Annotated in this window: 2 protein-coding genes; one reads left to right on the top strand and one right to left on the bottom strand. The window is 37.8% G+C overall.

Going from position 1 to position 1,838, the window contains the following annotated elements; genetic code table 11:
- Positions 1-690, top strand: a 690-nt coding sequence (locus tag E1140_RS00470; RefSeq protein ID WP_155177992.1) for an enoyl-CoA hydratase-related protein, incomplete at its 5' end; no start/stop codon positions are given.
- A gap of 50 nt (positions 691-740) precedes the next feature.
- Here E1140_RS00470 and E1140_RS00475 read toward each other — a convergent pair.
- Positions 741-1,796: a DUF6588 family protein gene (locus E1140_RS00475; protein ID WP_155177993.1), complete on the bottom strand. Its 1,056-nt coding sequence runs from the start codon at positions 1,794-1,796 to the stop codon at positions 741-743.
- Positions 1,797-1,838: the final 42 nt, after the last annotated feature.

Genomic DNA, 1,838 nt, shown 5'->3' on the forward strand with positions numbered 1-1,838 from the left:
AATCTTCAACTCATGAGCGAGCTCAGAGATGCTCTTAAAGAACTAGACAGTGATGATAATGTGAGAGCAATAATTATCACTGGAAATGAAAAGGCCTTTGCAGCTGGAGCTGACATCAAGCAAATGGCAGATAAAACAGCCATAGACATGCTTAAGATTGATCAGTTCAGCACCTGGGATCAGATCAGAAAAACAAAAAAACCATTGATTGCTGCAGTTAGTGGTTTTGCACTGGGTGGCGGTTGTGAATTGGCTATGACTTGTGATATGATCATTGCTTCTGAAACTGCCAAGTTTGGTCAGCCTGAAATAAAAATTGGAGTGATGCCTGGCGCTGGAGGCACACAAAGATTAACAAATGCCATTGGGAAAGCTAAGGCAATGGAATTGGTACTTACCGGCAGGTTTATTTCTGGTGAAGAAGCTCAACAGTATGGGCTTGTAAATAAAGTTGTGCCTGTAGAAATGTATATGTATGAAGCCACTCAACTGGCTAAGGAAATTGCTCAAATGTCACCTATTGCTGCTCAATTAGCCAAGGAAGCAGTTAACAGATCATTCGAAACCCATCTGGATGAAGGCTTAACCTTTGAAAGGAAGAATTTTTATTTGGCCTTTGCCACAGAAGATCAGAAGGAAGGAATGCAGGCTTTCATTGAAAAAAGAAAACCTGATTATAAAGGAAAATAAAAAAAGGGCCGGATTTAATCCGGCCCTTTTTCGTACTTCAATTTCGATTATTACCTAACAGCAAAGCCAATCCCTAAAGACAGTGTATTATATTTCTGCAAAGTATAATCAGCATGCAAGGTCAAGATGGCTAATTTTAGTCTGAACCCAGCTGTCATTCTTGGCCCACTTTGCTTGTAGGTAACTAATAAAGGATCAGTATAACTTCTTGTAGTACTTGTGGCACTATCCTCTATTTCATAATCTCCTTTAAGCCCCATTTCAGACTTTATAATATTATAACCTAATCCACCATACACTGTCAGTACTGAGAATTTTTTAGAAATAATTCCCTGAATTGTCCAAGCATTCATATCAACAACACCTTTACCATTATCTGTTTTAACTTCATCTTGAGCTGGAGAACTCGTAGGAGTGCTTTCTGCGGCAACATCGTAGTTAATTGAAATATCTGTAAATCCTATAAGTGCAGAAAGATCAAAAGGTAAATCCTTAATACCTGGTATGTGCTGCTTAACATCATGCATTACGGCAAATCCTATTAATTTAAAATCTCCATTATCTCCTATATCAAACTTAGGAGTCCATCTAATTTTTATATCAGTATTTTTTATTATTCCAATACCCAATTGTGCCATTGGAACTGGCATTGCTTGAATTGGAAAGTTTTCTTTCAATCCAATCCCTTCAGGACCCTGAAATGAGCCAGAATAAGTCTGTCCCTCCTCAGTAATTGTATAGTTATAAGTTGGTTGAGTAGCGCTACCCTCAGGTCCAAAAATAGTTGGAGAAACTTGTGGTCCTGAAGGGTCATAGGTCAAATTACTAAATTGAGCTTTGTAAAAATACTGATCACTAGGGATGTAAACCGCGTTTGCAGTAACGGTTAGGTCAAACCCAGCAGACTTATGGGCTTTGGCGGTATTATACCAGCCTCCTGTTAACCCTGTGCTAAAACTTCCCAAAAATGGCTCTAAATATCCTTGTGCTAAAGTATTAGCATCTTCAATACCAGACTCCAAAAATGCATCAATTCCATCCTGTCCTTTTGTAGTGAATGAAATGAATGTAAAAACTAAAAACGTAAGACCAACTCTTATCTTCATATTGATTTAAAATTTATAAATGCCTCTAAGTTACTCAAAATC

Origin of the sequence: Fulvivirga lutimaris (genome assembly GCF_009711525.1) — a bacterium.
Classification (GTDB): domain Bacteria; phylum Bacteroidota; class Bacteroidia; order Cytophagales; family Cyclobacteriaceae; genus Fulvivirga; species Fulvivirga lutimaris.